Annotated in this window: 10 protein-coding genes and 1 pseudogene; 8 read left to right on the top strand and 3 right to left on the bottom strand. The window is 68.0% G+C overall.

The genetic code is table 11. The features are described from left to right. Positions 1 to 95: 95 nt before the first annotated feature. Positions 96 to 6,902 (bottom strand): RHS repeat-associated core domain-containing protein, encoded by a 6,807-nt coding sequence (locus HV824_RS07580; RefSeq protein WP_176422986.1) that lies wholly within the window; start codon positions 6,900 to 6,902, stop codon positions 96 to 98. Positions 6,903 to 7,114: 212 nt separating this feature from the next. Here HV824_RS07580 and HV824_RS07585 point away from each other — a divergent pair, with 212 nt between their 5' ends. The 3 genes from HV824_RS07585 to HV824_RS07595 are packed head-to-tail and all read left to right on the top strand — an operon-like array spanning position 7,115 to position 10,480. Then, positions 7,115 to 8,074, top strand: coding sequence for a Rieske 2Fe-2S domain-containing protein (locus HV824_RS07585; protein WP_176417829.1), 960 nt, complete (start codon positions 7,115 to 7,117; stop codon positions 8,072 to 8,074). Beyond that, positions 8,058 to 8,984 carry a fatty acid desaturase gene (locus HV824_RS07590; protein WP_176422987.1) on the top strand — a complete coding sequence of 309 codons (927 nt, stop codon included), beginning with the start codon at positions 8,058 to 8,060 and terminating at the stop codon, positions 8,982 to 8,984. Before HV824_RS07585 ends, HV824_RS07590 begins: the two co-directional genes overlap by 17 nt. Further along, on the top strand, positions 8,981 to 10,480 hold the full coding sequence (locus tag HV824_RS07595; protein WP_176417833.1) for a phosphatase PAP2 family protein: 1,500 nt from the start codon (positions 8,981 to 8,983) through the stop codon (positions 10,478 to 10,480). Before HV824_RS07590 ends, HV824_RS07595 begins: the two co-directional genes overlap by 4 nt. On the opposite strand, the gene HV824_RS07600 is transcribed toward HV824_RS07595, so the two are convergent. Continuing rightward, the gene (locus tag HV824_RS07600; protein ID WP_176422988.1) at positions 10,468 to 11,082 is read right to left on the bottom strand and encodes a nuclear transport factor 2 family protein; all 615 of its coding nucleotides are present in this window, start codon (positions 11,080 to 11,082) and stop codon (positions 10,468 to 10,470) included. The genes HV824_RS07595 and HV824_RS07600 overlap by 13 nt on opposite strands. A gap of 188 nt (positions 11,083 to 11,270) precedes the next feature. On the opposite strand from HV824_RS07600, the gene HV824_RS07605 reads away from it, so the two are divergent. Further along, positions 11,271 to 12,215 carry a patatin-like phospholipase family protein gene (locus HV824_RS07605; RefSeq protein ID WP_255207839.1) on the top strand — a complete coding sequence of 315 codons (945 nt, stop codon included), beginning with the start codon at positions 11,271 to 11,273 and terminating at the stop codon, positions 12,213 to 12,215. Here HV824_RS07605 and HV824_RS07610 read toward each other — a convergent pair. Next, positions 12,212 to 12,919 carry a TVP38/TMEM64 family protein gene (locus HV824_RS07610; protein WP_217917197.1) on the bottom strand — a complete coding sequence of 236 codons (708 nt, stop codon included), beginning with the start codon at positions 12,917 to 12,919 and terminating at the stop codon, positions 12,212 to 12,214. The two genes, HV824_RS07605 and HV824_RS07610, sit on opposite strands and share 4 nt — an antisense overlap. Before the next feature lie 350 nt (positions 12,920 to 13,269). Here HV824_RS07610 and HV824_RS07615 point away from each other — a divergent pair, with 350 nt between their 5' ends. From HV824_RS07615 to HV824_RS07630, 4 genes and pseudogenes are all read left to right on the top strand, one after another. Then, positions 13,270 to 13,725: a general stress protein gene (locus HV824_RS07615; RefSeq protein WP_176422989.1), complete on the top strand. Its 456-nt coding sequence runs from the start codon at positions 13,270 to 13,272 to the stop codon at positions 13,723 to 13,725. Positions 13,726 to 13,772: 47 nt separating this feature from the next. Next, positions 13,773 to 14,111, top strand: a complete 339-nt coding sequence (locus tag HV824_RS07620; RefSeq protein ID WP_140792060.1) for a hypothetical protein — start codon at positions 13,773 to 13,775, stop codon at positions 14,109 to 14,111. A gap of 32 nt (positions 14,112 to 14,143) precedes the next feature. After that, the gene (locus HV824_RS07625; protein ID WP_176417837.1) at positions 14,144 to 15,367 is read left to right on the top strand and encodes a sodium:proton exchanger; all 1,224 of its coding nucleotides are present in this window, start codon (positions 14,144 to 14,146) and stop codon (positions 15,365 to 15,367) included. After that, positions 15,364 to 16,040: pseudogene (locus HV824_RS07630) on the top strand (transporter); the annotation flags it as partial. The gene HV824_RS07625 and the pseudogene HV824_RS07630, both read left to right, overlap by 4 nt.

Genomic DNA, 16,040 nt, shown 5'->3' on the forward strand with positions numbered 1-16,040 from the left:
AATCACAGCCACAAGCTTACCAAGTAGTCCACGGTTCCACGTGAACCACAGGACGAAGCCGGTAAGCGCTGCGACGATTGAGCCAAATATGAGCATCACCACACACCTTCGAAGAACCCCACCCCGTATAGGGATCCTCCGATTGAAGTTGCCCCGCCGCCAAACAAAATGCTCTTGTCCACCAAATCTAGGGCGGGATCGAAGATCCTACCGTTGGCCCCCATGTTCGCAGGCTTAAGATCATTGACCCATCCGATGCGACGGCTGCCCTGTATGTAAGCATTGAGCCAGGTCCGCCCAAAGGATGCTGTCGGCCCGACGTCCTGCATCAGGAGCATTCCATTGCGGAACGAATGTGGAGTTGCGAGATCGTCGAGGGCATCAAGCGCACGGAACTGGTTCGCGAGAGAATGCCGCCCCCAAGCCTGCAGTGTTGGATTAGCATTGGGATTCACGCGTTTTACCCATAGGCCGCCGAGCTTTCGAATCTGAATCCCTCGGCTAATGTTTTTCCAGGCTCCTCCGCCCTTTGCGGCTCCAGCTTCCGCAGCAACGGCAGTTTGGGCCGCGTTGTAAATCACCTTGGGCGCGGGGGCTCTTGCGGGGTGCATCGCCTTCGCCCCCCGGGCGAGCGGGAGCGCCAGTCCCAGAGCCCGGAATACATCGTCTTCGAATCCTGCGACGGACCCCTCCGCGATGCCCTCGCCGAAGTAAAGACTACCCATGGACTGAGCGCCCAGTTCCACCGACAGGGTCGTCACCGCCAAGATCGCGTAGTCCCAAGTCGAGGCGCCGGGTTGAATCTCGTTTGCGAGCCACGAGTGGTAGTCGCTGCGAGGGCCGCTGTACCACGCATTGGCGACTTCGGCCGCGGATCCCCATTGCCACAGGGGCGTCGTGCTCTCGCTGACCTGCGTGCCTACGCTGCCGCCCCCATCGTCAATGTGCCGCAGTGGGGAGACAGTGGCGTCATCGGTCCGCATGCGCATCGACGAACTGGCACCCAGCCCCAGAACCTTAGAGAGCGCCCACGGGAGGAACCCGGCAGCCATCCCGAACCCCACGCCCAACCCGGTGGTCGACGCGCTGTACGTCGACGACACGGACTGGGGATAGAAGCCCGTCGGGTCCGTGTACTTCATCGGGTTGTTGACTACGTAGGAGTACGCGTTGAACGCTTGGCTCGAGCCCACGCCCGCGATCACGGGATCCGGGCTCAGGAACCGGCCCAGGCGCGGGTCGTACATCCGGCCCCGCATGTACACGAGCCCCAACTCGTCATCGAGCTCATGCCCTGTGTAGCCGACACGACCTCCGGACAACGGGGCCACTGCGTCCTGCGTCAGGTTGACGCTGCTGCGGCGTTGTCCGAACGGATCATACTTGTGGCGCTCCAACACTTCGCCCGCTGAGCCGACCACCGTGTCCGGGCTGCCCAGGCGGTCCATCAGGAAGTAGCGGACCTGCTCCGCCGAGATGTTGTCCGTCCACTGCACCTCCGCGACGAGTCCCTCCGCGCCCGGCACCACGTAGACATGCGTCATCCCGTCTCGGCGCTGATACAGCCCTTGCAGATAGATGACCTCGTGGGTGGCGCCTCCCTGGGTGGTCCGCTTGAGTGCGCGTGCGCCCGTGCCGTCATAGGCCATGCGCACGTCCATGCCCCCCTCCGTGATGAGGGAGGGGAGGTTCGACAGCGTGAACTCGGCTGTGCGAACCACCGCACCCGTCTGCGCGTTCCGAGTGACCGTCTGATTGCCTCGTCGGTCGTAGTCGAACGTCTGCTGGGTCCCGCCCCAGGTGGCCCGCTTCACGGCATGAGGACCTCCCGAGGCGCCGGGCTCGCTGTAGAAATAGCTGGCGGAGGTCCCGCTCCCCCAGACGACATCCCGTTCCAGGAGGTTGCCCACTGTGTCGTAGGCGAAGAGCGTCGTGGACGACACACAGTGGCTGTACTGCTGGTACAGCGTCCAGCTATCGAGCCGATCCAACGCGTCGTAGGTGAACTGCTCGGTCGACTGCTGCACGTGGTCATGACGCGCCTGGAGATTCCCGCCCTTCGAATACTCGTAGATGAGTCGCTGGACGCTGGTGCCGCCACTCGTGGCGTCCAGGTAGCGCAGCTGTCCCACCACGTCATAGCGCCGCGTGCGGATGACCTGGTCTCCGAAGCGCTCACGCGTCACCTGCCGTTGGACATTGCGCTCGAGCGCTGTCCAATAGACCTGGTTCGAGTCCGCGTTCTTGACCGAGAGCAACTCACCGCGGGGCGTATAGGCATACTTGACCTTGAACTGTCGCCCATCGCTCGTGGGTGGATAGGACAGGGTGTCCAGTCGCCCACGGCCGTCGAAGGTCTGGGTGAGCGTCAGAATCTCCCCGGTGCCCACCTGCTGCGCCAGCGTGGACTGGCGGCCCACGGCATCGTAGGAATAGACCGTGCTGACGGTGGGGGAGCCCGCCACCTCCGTCGTGGTGCTGGCCAGACTCCCGAAGCCATGTGAGGACGCGTCCCAGACGAACGTCGCCCGCTCCTGGACGGAACTCCCCTTCATGGTCAGGGATTGTGTCACGCGGCCCAGGGCGTCCCGGGTGAGCGTCGTGACGTGGCGAGCCGCGTCAGTGTCCTCTCCATCCGCTTCCCACTTGAGCTCACCGAAGGCGTTGAAGGCCCTCAGCCGCACACCGGCATTGGGGTCCTGGGTGCGCACGGGCTGCCCCAGTTTGTTGAACGCGGTGGTGATGGTGGCACCCGTCGCGTCCGTGATTCCCACGAGCCGGCTGAACGCTCCGTACTGGTATGTCGTGGTGACCTCGGACGAGGTGCCCACGCCATCCCGGCTCTCCACCAGCACTCCTCGGTGGTCGACGGTGCGCTGTGTCTTTCGCCCGTCTGCATCCGTCACCACCGTAGACAGCCGGTAAGGAGCCACCGGGTACAACGCTGTCGTGGTGCTCTGGTCCGGGAGTTCCTGGGAGAGGCGTCGCCGCAAGTTGTCTTGCTTGCTGGAGACGAGCGCTGGCGCGGACTCGGGAATCTCCGCCTGCGCTCTGGGCAGGTAGTACGCCGCCAGATTGCCGTACGCGTCGTACTGGAAGTCTTCGTAGGTCTGGACCAGGGTCGAGTCCAGGGTCGAGGTCCGCGTGGGGCGTCCCAGTCCATCCAAGCGAGTGACGGTCGACGTCAACATCTCTCCGGGCAGGCTGTCGGGCCTGTCACACGCGAGCCCAGGAGCATTGTCCCGGTTGACCACCCAGGTGCGTACCCGGGGCAAGCTCCCCTCCCACTCGTAGTGGGTCTGGACGGCGGTCCGGTTGCAGACCTCCGCCGGAGCCTTGTAGGAGGGCACCAACGTCCGCACCCGGCCAAAGCCGTCGTACTGGTATCGTGTGCGGACGCCGTTCGGGTCCGCGGCCTGTGCCAACACCCCCATGCCCGGATGGAAGGCAAAGCGAGACACACCCCCGACCGCGTCCACCGTGTGGCGCGGATAGACTTGATCCACCGTGTCATAGGCGGTGGACTCCACTCGTGACTCGCCTCCACCTTCCTGCGTCACCGTGGTCAACAAGCCTTTCTCGCCCCAGGTGAGGGTCGTCTTCAAATAGAGGTCGCTGACGTTTGGTGCCACCGCCGCGCCCTGGCTGCCAGGCTCGCGCTCAAGGAGAGACACGCGTCCCTGGCTGTCGAAGGTGATACGCGTCACCTTCGCCCAAGCGGGGTCTCCTCCGCCGCAACCTGTCTCGGGAGCGGTGGGGCCACACTTCGCCCAGCTCTCCGTCGACGTCCAGGCGCCGGTGGGCATCCACTGCGTAGCGTCAAATGTGACGCCCGTCGTCAGGGTAGAGACCTCCTCTGTGCTGTCTGCATCCCGCATGCGCAGGGCGCTGAAGACGGTGATCCCGTACTGGTCGAGGGACGTGACGCGCTCTGTCTCCCCCAGGGGCGTGATGGATTGCCCCTGCTTGACCAGCTCCAGCCTCTCGGAAACGACGTTGACGTAGCGCTGGTAGCGGCCGGGAGTGAGCGGCGACACCTGGTGCTTCCACTCCACGGTGCGACGTTGATGCTCCTGCAGCCCGGTCTCCACATGAACCGGGGTGAGCGTCACTTCGCGGATGGGCTGATGCGCCAGTCCCGGAAGGCACCCATAGAGGGGCATGGCGCACAGGGGGTAGCTCGTGTTGTCGAAGGTCGTCGTCGTGAATTCGCCTGTGCGCTCATCCAACCGGGAGCGCTCGGAGAACCCCAGCCAGCCATGCCCTCGGACGTGGTAGCGGCCATCCTTGTAGGCGTAGGTCCAACTGCCGTGCGGATCATCGTTGTCATTGACACTGAGTCGGCGGACGACCCGCATCGTCTCGGGAGCCTGTCGCACCAGCGCGTCATCCATGACCGTGCTCGTATAGACGCGGGACGAAACCCGAGGATCGCAGTTCGTCACCGCGGGGTCGCACTTGTCCGAGAGGTATGCGTAGTCGAACCGGTGATGGAGGCCCGCGGCGACCGTTCCGTTCGGGCGCTGGGTCCCCGCATGGACGTGGGTGATCACGTCCGTCGCGTGCTTGCGCACGAAGACTTTCAACCGGTTGCCCACCCGGCGCGTGATGTCGAGCAGACCGTCTCCGTTGACGTCCACGACCTGCACCCACTTCAGCGAGTCGCCCGACGTAATCGGAAGGTTCTTGAAGCCCGAAAACGCTCCTTGCGGTCCCGCGAGGAGGATGCGCACGGACCTGTCCAGCATCACGAGCAGGATGTCTGTGCGCCCGTCTCCGTCGAAGTCACCCGTCCGTTTATCGAGGTAGGGATCGGCGATAGGGGTGCGCTGCAAGACAGTGTCGTCGGCGAAGCCGCGCATACCGTCGTTGAGTTGCACTTCCATTCGGGACAGGTACGTGGTTCCGGTGTTGCCCATGGCAACCGCGTCCGCCAGTCCGTCCCCATTGACGTCCAGGAAGTCGAAAAGGCTGTGGCTTGGCGGTTCGTACTGAGTGCCGAGCCAGAAGGGGCGCTTGAAGCGTGTCGGCAGCTCAACAAGCGAGCTTTGTCCCTGAATCGCGCTCACAGAAGACAGGTAGGTGGGATCGGACTCAGTCGGTCCCACCAGGCTCATGCGCCCGGCACCCTCGAGGTCGACGGCCCGGATGCCCTGGTCCGTTCGCTCGAAGACGCGCGAGGCGGTCTGCAGCCGCACACTCCCAAAATGCAGGCGGACACCTACCCGGTCCGAGGAGTTAACGGAGGGGGGGGAGCCGATGTAGGCCATGTCGTTGAAGCCATCGCCATCCATGTCCAACCAGTAGACGCTACGTGAGCTCCCCCAAACGGAGTCGTACTGGTTGTCGTGTCGGTATCCGTATTCGGACTCCAGGATGTCGATGCCAGTGTCCGTTGTGAACTCGCCCACGCGGCATGAATGGGCCGCAAGGCTGGACTTCCCAAATCCGTTCCAGTCGACCACCACAGGGCGCAGGGCCGGTCGAGGATCGCAAGTGATGGAGTCCCAGGTGGAGTCCGCATAGGGGCTCCTGACCTCCCATTGATCGACGGACGGGTCTTTCAGAACGTGAAGCTTGAAAACGTCTTGCCAGTGGGCGCGATCGAATGGCTGGTTTTGCTCGGGCGGGAAACGCAGGTAGCAAGGCGATGGCTGGCCTTTTCCACACTTCTCGGTCCACACGTGGACGGACTGGAACAGATACCCGATCCCGAAGCGTCCGGCCCCCAGGCCGAAGGCATGTAGCCCTCCGCCCGTGAGCGTTTCCTGGATGTTGCCGGCGTCCTTCTCCTCGAACTCCCAGGAGCCCTTTTCCCAGTCGAACTGGACAGGGAGCTTGCAGGTGCCGAGACCATCACACTCCTGGACTTCACGCAGAAGGCTTCGCTTGCTGACGCTCTGGTTGTCGTAGCGGAGGGTATAGGAGCGCAGCAGGACGTCCGCGCCGCTCGCGTCGGGGCCTCGCATTTCGAGGCCAGAGAGGCGGAAGTCACGGCGCAGCTTCTCTCCCGCGGTGAACCCCACGAACACGTCGGGCCGTGTCTCGTAGCGGAACTTCACCGAGCGCCGCGCAGGGGCGTCCGTCTCTCCGCTGCCAATGGGAGCGACGAAGCCGGTGTAGAGAATCCGGTCTGGCCGGAACCATGCGCCCGCTCCTGCGGTGTTGGGCGCTCCCTCGTAAAAGACCTCCAGTTGATTGCCGGCCCGGTCTTCCACCACGGTCTGCGCCCAGGTCATGGGGCCTCCCGTGCTCGCGACCAGCAGGCCATCCGTGCGTGTGGCCGTCTCGCCGAAAGTCAGGATACGACCCTCGCGGGTATACACGCGGAAGGTTCGTGGTCGCCCCTGGGCATCTTGCCGCGTGATGACAATCTTGGCGTAGGACTCCCGCTCAGTGCGGAACTCGGGGAAGCCCTCTCCATTGGACGCAGCGACGACGACGAGGCGCTCTCCATCCAGGCAGTAGAGCGCGTCGCTCCAATGAGCACTGAAGTCCACGGCTTCGGCGGCGCCATCTTGCACGAGCGTCCGAGGGCAGTGCGTCACCTGGGACAGGCCCACCAGGTTGAAGCCTACACCCAGCGGGCCATCCGGGCCTCGGCTGTTGTACGTCAATGCCAAGCGGGGCTGGATTCCCGCGCGCCCGTCTGGCGTCCAGAGTGGGATGGACACGGAGGCCGCGCCATCGCTCGTCACGTCGGCGACGTAGGGCGTCGTCGCGGTGGAGGGCCCCGAGGGACTCGGTACCAACGTGTCCGCGGGGACCTCCAATGGGCTGGTGTCCTGGGGCTGGATGGTCAGCGCCAGCTTTCGCTGTCCCCGTGCCTCATCTTCTTCGGCGCGGAAAGTACCCACGGGCCCGCAGCTCGCGAGGAGCTGCGTCCAGTACAGCAACAACACCAGGTAGGCACCTGCCTGACGTCCCACGCCACCTTGAGACCGCGTTTCACCATTACGGTGCATGCGTGGCTCTCTATTCGTATTCACATGAGAAACATAGGGTGTCCGCGTGGTTGACCCGTGGGCCGTGCGTGCTTCACCCATGGCAAAGTCCGGACGCAACGTCCTTGTCCGTCCTTCAGCCCCATCATCCGTTGGACTAGATTCCCAACATGGTGGTGAAGATCGCCTCGCGGCCAGAGCCTGTGCGTCGCCCCGAACTGCGCCGCCTGCGCGCGTGGCACCTCGTGTGCCCCTCCGAGGCGCTCCGGCCCGGACAGGTGATGCGCTGGAGCACGGGCGCGCGGGAGCTGGTCCTCTTCCGGGGACGGAGCGGCGCGGTGCACGCGCTCGCCGCCCATTGTCCCCACATGGGCGCGCACCTGGGCGGTGGCACCGTGGTGGGGGATTCGCTGCGTTGTCCGCTCCACCACTGGCGGTTCGACGGCAGTGGCGCCTGCCCGGGAAAGACGGCGCAGCGGGCGTTCCCCGTGGTGGAGCGGTACGGCGCCATCCTGGTCTTCAATGGTCCGGTGGTGCTCTTTCCTCCGCCGGAGGTGGGCAGCGGGGCGCTGCGCTGGGGCACGTCGGCTCGCTTCGCGATCCGTTGTGACTGGCTGCCCGTGGTGGCCAATGCCTTCGATTTGGAGCACCTGCGCACGGTGCACCATCGCGAGCTGCGGGACGCCCCGGTGGTGGAGCGGCCGGACCCGTTCACCTTGCGCGTTCGCTACACGTCCCGCGTCACGGGAACCGGGCTGAGTGACCGGGTGATGAAGTGGCTGTCCGGCAATCGCATCGGCGTCACGCTCACGCTGCACGGCGGCACGCTCCTGTCCGTGGAGAGCGACCTGGGGCGCACGCGCAGCGCGTTGCTCGCCGGCCTCCATCAGAGCGAGCAGGGGGTGTTCATCCGGCTCGCCTTCGCCGCGCGCCGCAGCCGGCTCCCGGGGCTGGACTGGCTGGCGCTCCAGGTGTCGCGGTGGCTGTTCACGTCGTTCCTGCGGCGCGACCTGTCCGTGCTCGACGGGATGCGCCTCAACCGGGCGGGGGCGGCGGAGGACCCGGTGCTGCGCCAGGTGCTCGACTTCACCGACGGCCTGCCGGAGGCGCCCGATGACGACCGCGGGTGAGGGTGAGGCAACCCCGATTCCGGCCGCGCTCAACGCCGTCCTCCTGGTCTGCGCCATGGCGGCCTGCGCCGGGTGCTTGTGGCTGGCGTCCCACGCGGAGCGGCTCGCCGTCCAGCTCCTGGCCGCGGGCGTCTTCTCCTTCGTGAACAACACCGTGTTCTCACTGCTGCACGAGGCCACGCACGGCGTGCTGCACCCCGTGCGGCGGGTGAATGACACGCTGGGCCGGGTGGCCGCGGCGTTCTTCCCCACGTCCTTCACGATGCAGCGCGCCTTCCACCTGAACCACCACCGCCACAACCGGACGCACCTGGAGCAGTTCGATTACTTCCGGCCCGGAGACAACCGCTTCCTGAAGCGGGCGCAGTGGTACTCCATCCTCACCGGCCTCTACTGGCTGTTCGTCCCGGTGGGAGCGGTGGCCTTCGCGCTCGTCCCCGGGCTGTTGCACCGGCTGCGCGGCACGGGCACCCGGTACGGCGAGCAGACGGGCGCGGACGCGTACCTCGGGCGTCTGGAGGCAGCGCCTGGACGCGCCATCCGCGCGGAGGTGCTGCTGGCGGCCTGCGTGCAGGTGGGCCTCGTGGTGGCGCTCGATGTATCCGCGGCGGGGTGGGGGCTCTGCTACGCCGCCTTCGCCGTCAACTGGAGCGCGCTCCAGTACGCGGACCATGCGTGGTCTCCGCTGCACGTCCGTGACGGCGCGTGGGATTTGCGCGTGGCCGCCCCGGTGCGCTGGCTATTCCTCAACTACCACCATCACCGGGCCCACCACCGGCACCCGCATGTGCCCTGGCTCTACCTGGGCCGCTACGTGGACCCGGAGGTGACGCGGCCGTCCTTCCTGCGCATCTGGCTGTCCATGTGGCGGGGCCCCCGGCCGCTGCCCGCCGCCGCGGAGGACCGATGAGCCCGCGTCCCGCGTTGTTCGGCTGGCCCCGCAGGGAAGAGCGGGCCCTCACGGCCGCCATGGCCACGGGCTTCGCCCTGTTCTTCGTCGCTGTCTACGGCGGCGCGAGCTGGCTCACGGGCTTCTACACCGAGGGCCTCCGGGTGGAGCTGCCCTTCGAGCGCCACATCCCCTTCATTCCGTCCTGGGCGCTGGTCTACGTCAGCATGGACGTGCTGCTCCTGCTGTCCCTGTTCGTCTTCCGGACGTGGCGGGACATGGTGCCCTTCGCGTTGGCGCTGTGCGTGGAGACCGCGCTCGCGGCCGTGTGCTTCCTGCTCTTCCCGGTGGAGGTGGCCTGGCCGCCGCGCGCCGTGGAAGGGAGCTGGGCGGGGGTCTTCCAACTGGCGGACACGCTCAACCTGGAGCGGAACTACCTCCCGTCCCTCCACGTCGCCTTCGCATGTACGGCGGCCCTGGCCTACGCGGAGCGGGCCGGCGTGCTGGGGCGGGCCGTGTTCGGCCTGTGGGCGCTGGCCATCGCGGCGTCGACGTTGCTCATCCACGAGCACCACCTGGTGGACGTGGTGGCGGGGGCGTTGCTGGCCTGGGGCACCTGGCGGTGGGTGGCGCCCTGGTCGCGCCGCGCGGCGTTCCTGGAGTCGCTGCGAGTCGAGGCCCTGTGCGCCCGGGAGTCCTACCGCTTCGCGCGGCGTCACCTGCGCTACGGACTGATTGCCCTGGTGCTCTACCGCTACACGCTGAGCCGGTGGTGGCGCGAGGCACGGGTGGCGCGGGTGGGCTTCTGCTTCCTCCAGTTGGTGGACGACGTGCTGGATGGGGACCGCGCGGTGGACGGAGAGCCGCTCGACTGGGTGGACGCGCTCCTCCTGGAGCTGGAGTCCGGGCGAGGGGAGGACCCGGGGACGGCGGCCACGCTGGGGCGCGTGCTGCTGGAGCGGCTGGGCGACGACGCGGCGCGCGCCCAGGTCTTCGCGCTGGTGCGGACGATGCGCAAGGACCGGGAGCGGGTGAAGGACGGACAGTGGTGGAGCGCGGAGGCCCTCCGCGCGCAGCAGCACGACACGTTCCGCTTGTCGGTGGACCTGATGCTGCACGTCGCCGGGGCGGGCGTCCGGGCCGAGGACGCGCCCGCGCTGATGGAGGCCTTCGGCTGGTGCTCGGTGATGAGGGACTTGCGGGAGGACCTGGCCCAGGGGCTCTACAATGTTCCGGAAGGGGTCGCGGCGGCCGTCCGTGGCGAGGGCGCGGACCCGACGCGCCTCGACGCGCTGCTGGGCACGGAGGCGGGCCGCGCGTGGATGACGGCGGAGTACGTCCGGGCTCGGGCGTTGTTGGAGGACTCAGCCGGACAGTTGGCGGCGCTGGAGGGCCGTCCGGGGCTGGCGCTGCTGCGCCTGTTCCACCGCTCCATCGAGTCCTTCTGGCGCAAGCGCCTGCCCCGGCGCCATCCCTTCCTGGCCGACGTGACAGCCCGCCAGCTTCAGGGCGCGTGAGCCGCTGGCCTGCGCCGCAGCCTCCGGCCCATGACGGCGCCCGCCACGAGCGCGCCCAGTCCGATGACCGTCACTCCGGCGAGCGCGAGGTGCTTCACCCGCGTGAGGAGGGGATTGTCGAAGACGTTGGTGGAGTAGTGGAACGCGGCGATGCGCCAGCGGTCGCCCTCCCGGACCAGGGTGCAGGTCCACCGTCCGTCGATGACGATGTCCGTGCCGTCCGTGAGGACGTAGTGGTCCCGCGACGAGCCGCGCGCGATGCCGGTGTCTCCGTACAGGCGGGTCAGGTCGTCCACCTCGAACTTCGCCTGGATGCGCTCCACGACGCGATTCGGCCCGCGCATCATCTCGTCGTAGTACGCGCGGATGGACTCCTTCCCCACGCGCACGTCGTTGTTCATCGTGGTGAAGGCGACCTCCGGGTGCAGGTGGCTCAGCAGCCGGTCGATGTCCTGGGCATTGAGGGCGTCTTCCATCTCCTGCTTGAGGACGCGCAGGGCGTCATGGGTGGCCGCGTCGGCGGTGGGTTGCTGGGCCAGCACCGCGGACGGCAGGAACGCGAACAGCAGCGCCACCACACAACAGCCAGGCAAGCGGATCATCGAGGCTCCAGAGGGGTGAATCCGCCCATCCTAGAGAGCCTTCCGGCTGGTGGTGCATGGAAGTTGCCGTCCGAGGCGCCCCACGGCACCGAGGTCCGGTGGACAGGGGCCCACGCCCTGGGGTGATTCCTGCCGCGCTGGCACGCGCCTATCCATCTGCGCCAGATCCATTTCCCAGGAGGCGTGCCATGAAGGATCGTCCCGCAACACTCGTACTGTCCGGCGGTGGCGCCAAGGGAGCCTTCCAGGTCGGCGCCGAGCGCGTCCTCCGGGAGGTCCATGGCTTCCGCTGGGAGCGCATCTTCGGCGTGTCGGTGGGCGCCCTGAACGCCGCGCTGCTGGCCCAGCACGCCTACCGGGCGCTGAATGACATCTGGTTGAACCTCCGCGAGGCGGACCTCTACCGGAAGCTGCCCTGGCCGCTGGTGGCCCTTCGCGTGGGCCTGTTCCGCAAGCTGGGGCTGTACGACAACGCGCCCATGCGGGAGCTGATCCAGCGGCACCTCGCCGGAAACCGCTTCCGGGTGCCCGCCCACGTGGGGCGCGTGTCGCTGGTCTCCGGCAACTACGAGCTGGTGCCCAGTGACTCCAGGGACTTCCTGGATGCCATCTGGCAGAGCGCGACGTTGCCCATCCTCTGGGAGCCCGTCGGCGAGTCGGCCCTGGTCGACGGGGGCCTGCGCAACGCCACCCCCCTGGGGGATGCGCTGGAGTTCGGCCCGACGGAGATCGTCGTCATCGTCTGCTCACCGTCCCAGATTGAGCGGGCGAAGCCGCCGGCCAATCTCCTGGAGGTGGCCACGCGCAGCCTGGCCGACATCACCCTCAACGAAATCCTGCTCAATGACGTGGATGCCTTCGTGCGCATCAACGACATCGTCCGTCAGGCCTATGAGGCGGGGCTCACCGTGCGGCGGCCGGATGGGGTGCCCTACCGGTACTGCCGCATCACCGTCATCGAGCCCGCACGGCCCATGGGGGACATGTTGGACTTCGCGCCGGAGGTGATCCGGATGCGGCTGCGACACGGCGAGGAGATGGCCCGGGCCGTCTCGTTGCCCACGGGCGTGGGCCCTGGAGAGCGCGTGCAGCGCCGCGTGGAGCTCTTCCCGGAGCCCCCCATGCATGCCTAGAGCGCCGCGGGCCTGGCCGCCGCCTTGGAATGACCGATGGCGCGTGGCGCGGGCGCGTGCGGCGGCGGCTCCGCGTGCGGCTCCGGCGCGTCTTGGTTGAGCTCCTTGTAGAAGCGCCGCCCGATGAAGACGCCGAGCACCAGCGACACCACCAGGCCCACGGCGGCGACCGCCGTCATCGTCGTGCGGCCCTGGGCCAGACCGCTGCCGAGCTGCGCCGTGAGGAAGGTGCCGGGAATGGTGCCAATCATGATGCCGGCCAGTGTGGGCACCAGCCGCGCGCCGCTCGCCGCCGCCGCCGCCAGCATCACGTCGGTGGGGCAGAGTGGGTTGATGCAGGCGGTGAAGGCGAAGAGGAAGTCATGCCGCTTCGCCGCCCGCACCAGTGCGGGGTACTTGCTGCCCGCCAGGCGCTTCATCAGCCCCGTGCCCAGCTTGCGCGCCGCGGCGAAAAGCAGCAGGCCCGACAACAAGCTGCCCGTTAGTGAATAGAGGGTCGCTGCGAGCGTGCCAAACATCATCCCGCCCACGGCCGTCAGCAGCTGACCCGGAAGCAGTGTCACGGGCCGGATGGCAAGGAAGCCGATGTATGCAATAGGCGCCCACTTCCCGAAGGGCTCCAACCAGCTCGCGAGGCGCTGCTGGTCGACGAAGTCCGGCCCGAGCAGCCGGAGTGCGACAAGCCCCCCTACTGAAACGAGCATCGGGGCCAACACCCGGAGCCAGGTCTTCACCGACTGCGCCACGCCGTACCTCCCCGCGGCCCCACTTCCGCCGCGCCGTGGGCCTGAAAGTGAAGGTGGTTTCGGGAATCCGCAATGTGCAGTGGGGTGTTTCCAACATGAAAGCGTCCGGCCGGGCAGCCCGCCGCCCGGTCTGAAAGCTCGGCAGGCGTTGCGAAACCCACGAAATCACAGGTGTTTTCGTATGGCGTACCAGGGGTGAACGGCTGGCGGTGTACGGAGCTTGCTTGCATCGGGGCGCTTCCGTCCCAAGGTTTCAGGCAAGGGGCACCGAGGCGAGGGCTGGGGTAGTCACGAGAGGAGACAGGCAAATGTCGGACAAGGACAACAAGGGCAGCATGACGGTAGCCGAAGCGGGTCGGAAGGGTGGCGAGACGGTCCGGAACGAGCGCGGTCGCGAGTTCTACGAGACGATCGGCCGCAAGGGCGGCGCCACGGTGAAGGCCGAGCGCGGTCGCTCCTTCTACGAGGAGATCGGCCGCAAGGGCGGCGAGACGGTGAAGGCCGAGCGCGGCGCCAAGTTCTACGAGGAGATCGGCAAGAAGGGTGGCGACCGCGTGAAGGCCACCCGCGGCCCGAACTTCTACGAGGAGATTGGCCGCAAGGGTGGGCAGAAGGTGAAGAAGCTCATCGAAGAGGGCAAGCGGGCCGCGCGCGCCGCCATGGCGGCGCAGGAGGGCTCGGCAGGTGCCCCCCCCCAGGAGGGCGCCGCGCCGTCCACACCGCCGTCGTCCGGAGAGCCGGCGGGGCCGGGCCAGAACGAGTAGCGTCGTGAGGCGTGGCGTCAGGCTCGCGGACCGACTAAGACGGCCGCGTGTACCTGGTCATCACGTTCCTCGAACAGCTGGAAGGAACCGAGCGGGCCATCCGCCGGCTCCGGGAGTTCGGTATCCCGGAGCCGCTGGTGGTGCGGGCTCGGAGCGCGGCGGCGGCGCTGTCCGCCGAGGTCCCCGTGTTCGCGGGGCTCCGCAGCCTGGCGTTGGGCGCCGATGACGACCGCGTCATCCTGGTGAGTCTGTTGCCGGGCCTGCCCGCCGAGGAGATGGAGCGGCTGGTTCAGCGCGTCCAACTGGAGATGGACGCGGACGACCCACCCATGGGCCGGCTGGTCGCCATGCCGGTGATCTCCGCGCCCACGCATCGCCGGTCGTGACGGGAAGCACCCCGTCGTTATAAGCACGGGCTGTGCAAGCGCTGCTCGTCTTCCTCTCCATCGCGGCGCTGTCGCTGCTCGCCTCCAGCCGCGCGCTGGACCCGGGGCGCTTTCCGGCGCTGGCGAGGCTGGCGGCCAGCGGCTTCCTCTTCGTCCTGCTCGGCATTCTCCTGGGGCCCTCCGTGGCGGGGGTGCTCACCGAGCGGCACCTGGAGGCCCTGCGCCCGGTGATGGCGCTGGGGCTGGGCACCGCAGGCGTGCTGCTGGGCCTGAACCTGGAGCCCCGCCTGCTGCGCCTGCTGCCGCGGCCCGTGTACCTGTCGGCGCTGGCGCACTCCGGGACGGCCTTCTTCTTCGTGGCCTTGCCCTTGCTGGTGCCGCTCATCTTCACGTCCGTCCGGGGCCTGCTCGGCGCGGTGGGCGCGGCGGCGATGCTGGGGGCGGCGGCCAGCCTGTCGTCGGGGCACTCGGCCGTGCTCGCGTGGCGCACGGGGCGCCTGGACCGGGCGCGTGGCCTGGGCGTGGCGCTGCTCACCATGTTGGATGACGCGGTGGGGCTGGGCGTGCTGGCGCTGGCGCTGATGATCGGCGCCGCCAGCAACGTGGGCGAAGGCCTGGGGCTGGTGTGTCTGGCCCTGCTGCTGGGCGTCATGTGTGGGGCGCTGCTGGCCTTCCTCACGCATGCGTTGAAGGACCTGGCGGAGCTGACCACGGTGACGTTGGGCGGCGTGGTGCTGGTGAGCGGCGCGGCGGCGTACCTGCGGGTGTCGCCCCTGCTGGCGGGCGTGGCGTGTGGGGCGACGCTGGCGGTGGTGGGCGGCCGCACCTCGGAGCGGGTGGCCCGCGCGCTGGGCCGGGTGGAGCGGCCCGTGTTCCTGGTGCTGGTGTTCCTGGTGGGCTGTGCGGTGCACGCGCGGGACTACTGGGGCTGGGCGCTGATGCCCGCCTTCGTGGGCCTGCGCTTCCTGGGGAAGATGCTGGGCGGCCGGTTCGCGCGGCGGCTGGTGCAGCAGACGCTGGTGCTGCCCCCCCGGCTTGGCTACGCGCTGATCGCCCAGGGCGGCCTGGCGCTGTGCCTGGTGGCGGAGTACGGGATGCTCGTGCCGGGGGTGCTGGCGCCGCGCGTGCTGGACGTGGTGGTGATGGGCGCGGTGGTCAACGAGCTGCTGGCGGGCCAGGCCTTCCGGTACGTGGTGGATCCGCCCCGAGGCATGTCCTCCGCGAGCTCGACTGACGGCGACAAGGTGGCGGCATGAAGGGGGCCGTCATCCGGTTGCTGCTGTTGATGGCGCTGCTGGCCATCATCAGCCGGGCGCAGGTGCTCCGGGCGGACTCGGGGACGCCGGTGATGCTGGCGGCGGGCGCGCTGCTGCTGTGCGGCCTGTTCGCGGGCAAGGTGGCCAAGGGCCTGGGCCTGCCGCGTCTCACCGGCTACCTGCTGGTGGGCGTGGCGGTGGGGCCCTATGCGCTGGGCTTCATTCCGAACGCGGGCGTGAAGGGGTTGGAGCTGGTGAAGGGGCTGGCGGTGAGCCTCATCGCGCTGGTGGCCGGCACGGAGCTCCGGCTGGGGCTCATCCGCCGCGTGGGCGCGCGCGTGGCCTTGCTGTGCGTGGCCGTGTGCGGCGTCACCTTTCTGGTGTGCTTCGGGGCCACCTTCGCGCTCAAGCCCTTCCTGCCCTTCCTGGCGGGCATGACGGTGCCCCAGGCGCTGGCGGTCAGCGCGCTGCTGTCCACGGTGGTGGTGTCATTCTCCCCCACGGTCACCATCGCCATCGTCCAGGAGACGAGCGCGCGCGGCGCCTTCACGGAGTTCCTGATGGCGCTGGTCATCATCGGCGACCTGCTGGTGATGGTGGCCTTCGCGCTGGCCGCGGGCCTGACGAAGGCGAGCTTCGGCGGCGGGCTGGACGTGACGGAGCTGCTGGGCGG

This window comes from Myxococcus sp. AM009, assembly GCF_013372605.1.
Lineage (GTDB): Bacteria > Myxococcota > Myxococcia > Myxococcales > Myxococcaceae > Myxococcus > Myxococcus vastator.